Genomic DNA, 3,608 nt, shown 5'->3' with positions numbered 1-3,608 from the left:
GGGTAGGAGTCTCTGGTTGTGGAGGAGAATTAGGATGACTCTTAGCCCCCCCTTGGTAAGGGGGGGTTGGGGGGGTAGGAGTCTCTGGTTGTGGAGGAGAATTAGGATGACTCTTAGCCCCCCCTTGATAAGGGGGGGTTGGGGGGGTAGGAGTCTCTGGTTGTGGAGGAAAATTAGGATGACTCTTAGCCCCCCCTTGATAAGGGGGGGTTGGGGGGGTTAAACGAATATATTGTCGCAACAAACCATTGACAAAACTGCTGAGTCCTGAAAAGCCGTTTTCTTTTGCTAGTTGAACTGTCGTGTTGACGGCGGCGGAGGGGGGAATGTGGTTGAGATATTCGAGTTGATATAAGCCTAAATGTAGGATGGTGCGAAGTTCTGGCGGTTGTTGGGATGATTTTTTGGTGGCTAGTTTGTCGATGATAAAGTCGATCGCCCGCATTCTCCTGACACTACCATAAACTAATTCTGTGACTAAACGGCGATCGAGGTCGGTGAGTTGACAATTGCGAAAAGTGCGATCGAGGGCGACATCTGCAAATGCACCCCGGCGGTGGACTTCGCGGAGGGCGAGAAAGGCTATTTGGCGGGGATTTTGCATAGTTTAAGAGGTGAGGACTTAGAAACGGGGTTTTATTAAGATAATACTTGGTTACAGCCCGCAGATTCGCTGAAAAACCTGGTTTCTGACAACCCGTGATTCCATGACTATAAAAGTCTCAAATTTCCTCTGGATTTATCCCCATTTCTCGGAGTTTTTCAGAAAGGCGATCGGCTTTTTGCTTTACTAACTCTTTCTCCTGTCGTTCTTGTTCCATTTGTCTTGACAACTCCACATAAGACAAAAATTTCAATCCGTCAGGCTGATAAATTTCCAAGTCTCCCGATGCAGTTTCAAAACGAATTTCCAAGCGCGGACTCACCCAACCCTCCATTGATTCAATATAGTTGAGTTTTCCGTCACTTCGCAACCAACCTATTAACTCATTATCCTCTGGACTGTAGACATAATATTCTTCAACTCCATAATCCTCGTAGAACTTAAACAGCTTAAATATGGCTCCCATGCGGTTGCCGGGGGAGAGGATTTCAAAGACAACTTGCGGTGCAATATTATCTTCCAGCCACTGTTGGTAGGAACCTCTGTCGCCTTTTGGTCTGCCAAAGACTACCATAGTATCAGGTGCTTGGCGAGTTTTGTTATCTCCTTCGACGGGATACCACAGCAAATCACCTGCTACAAACACATTTTCGTTGTCTTTGAATAAGGCATCTATGCCGCCTTGAATTTTTACGATTAATTGGAACTGTTTGGTATTGTCAGACATGGGTTTTCCGTCGCTGTCTGGGTAGATGATTGCTGGCAAAGTTTGAGTGGGAATTGTTGTTGTCATGGGGATGACTCCATTGCTAGTAGCATCAATTTATATTTTATACCTATTTTATATGACTTACACATGGGGCTGAGAAACCGGGTTTTTTGACGAAAAGATGCGTTGTAACCGACTGATTCGGTGAAAAACCAGGTTTCTTGATTCGGAGTGCATGGGGGCCGAGAAACCGGGTTTTTACGAAAATACTTCGTTCGTACTCGAAGATTCGGTGAAAAACCCGGTTTCTTTGTCGGAGTCCGTAAATCCTGTGTTACTTATTCTATTTTTCCTGATACCAATGGTTCTAACAAATTGCGTTCTTCAATGGGAAGTTCTAGCAAAACTCGTCTGTCGCCCTTGGTTTCCTTATAGCGGACAGCCGCATTCAGCAGGCGGATGGGAATTTGGAATTGTTCGTAGTTGCTGGTTGGTTCTTGCCACAATTCTAACCAAGTGCGGGCGGTTTTGTCGCTAACCATTTCTGACATGAGCGCGGGGATAGTTCCGAGAAGTCCTTGCCATAAAATAGGGATGACATTGTGCTTGTTGTAAAGTTCGATTAATGTCTTAATGCGAGTTTTACATATTGCGATATCGCTGGTGTTGTTGAATAAATTGCGAACGATCACTTCTGTGTTGTCGATTTCTGTCATGTCCTCTTGAGTAAAGCGATAAATCGCATCGTCTAAAGCTATAAAACCTTCATCCCATTGATTCAGCGCTAGTAAAGACTCAGCGCGGTTGAAAAAGGCATACCAATCTGGAAAACCGAGTTCGATCGCTTTTGCGAGGGATATTAGTGCTTTGTCGTATTGCCCCAGTCGGCACAATACCCAGCCTCGATTATTCCAAGCGTTGCTATTTTGCTCATCAAGTTCAATCATCTTGTTGAAGGAAAGTAGCGCTTCTTCGTAATATTCTGGTTGTCCTAGAAAGTAGCCTTGTTTTCCCAGAATGTAACCTCGCCTACACCAAGCACACGTATCATTTTTGTCAAGTTCGATCGCCCTATCTAAAGATGCTAAGGCTTTATCATAGCGTTCGAGGTTGTTGAGTACATCGCCTCGCTTACGCCAAGCCAACTGATAATTGGCATCAAGTTCGATCGCGCGATCGTAAGATACTAAAGCTTCTTCATAGCGTTCAAGGTTGTTGAGAACATCGCCTCGCTTAACCCAATCCCATTTATCATTGGGGTCAAGTTCGATCGCCCGATCGAAAGATACTAAAGCTTCATCATAGCGTTTGAGGTTGTCGAGTACATCGCCTCGATTAGCCCAAACCCACTGATAATTAGCATCAAGTTCGATCGCGCGATCGAAGGATGCTAAAGCTTCATCATAGCGTTTGAGGTTGTAGAGTACATTGCCTCGCTTAGCCCAATCCCATTTATCATTGGAATCAAGTTCGATCGCGCGATCGAAGGATGCTAAAGCTTCATCATAGCGTTTGAGGTTGTAGAGTACATTGCCTCGCTTAGCCCAAGCCCACTTATAATTGGCATCAAGTTCGATCGCGCGATCGTAAGATGCTAAAGCTTCATCATAGCGTTTGAGGTTGTTGAGTACATCGCCTCGATTAGCCCAAGCCCACTTATAATTGGCATCAAGTTCGATCGCCCGATCGTAAGATGCTAAAGCTTCATCATAGCGTTTGAGGTTGTAGAGTACATTGCCTCGATTAGCCCAAGCCCACTTATAATTGGCATCAAGTTCGATCGCGCGATCGAAAGATGCTAAAGCTTCATCATAGCGTTTGAGGTTGTTGAGTACATTGCCTCGATTAGCCCAAGCCCACTTATAATTAGCATCAAATTCGATCGCCCGATCGAAAGATGCTAAAGCTTCATCATAGCGTTTGAGGTTGTTGAGTACATTGCCTCGATTAGCCCAAGCCCACTGATAATTGGCATCTAGTTCGATCGCCCGATCATAAGATGCTAAAGCTTCATCATAGCGTTTGAGGTTGTTGAGTACATTGCCTCGATTAGCCCAAGCCCACTTATAATTGGCATCAAGTTCGATCGCGCGATCGAAAGATGCTAAAGCTTCATCATAGCGTTTGAGGTTGTAGAGTACATTGCCTCGATTAGCCCAAGCCCACTTATAATTGGCATCAAGTTCGATCGCCCGATCGAAAGATGCTAAAGCTTCATCATAGCGTTTGAGGTTGTTGAGTACATTGCCTCGATTAGCCCAAGCTGACTGATAATTGGCATCAAGTTCGATCGCC

At 45.1% G+C, this 3,608-nt stretch carries 3 protein-coding genes; all 3 read right to left on the bottom strand.

Features of this window, described 5'->3' with window-relative positions:
- Positions 1-604, bottom strand: a 604-nt coding sequence (locus AAFP14_RS20645; protein ID WP_341734083.1) for a transcription antitermination factor NusB, incomplete at its 3' end; no start/stop codon positions are given.
- Between the two features lie 118 nt (positions 605-722).
- Entirely contained in the window at positions 723-1,397 is a 675-nt protein-coding gene (locus AAFP14_RS20640; protein WP_341734082.1) for a Uma2 family endonuclease, read from the bottom strand.
- A gap of 254 nt (positions 1,398-1,651) precedes the next feature.
- A partial coding sequence (locus AAFP14_RS20635; protein ID WP_341734081.1) for a tetratricopeptide repeat protein occupies positions 1,652-3,608 on the bottom strand: 1,957 nt, incomplete at its 5' end.

This window comes from Microcoleus sp. EPA2, from assembly GCA_020882975.1.
Taxonomy (GTDB): Bacteria; Cyanobacteriota; Cyanobacteriia; order Cyanobacteriales; family Microcoleaceae; genus Microcoleus.
This window is presented reverse-complemented; position numbering and strand designations above follow the sequence as displayed.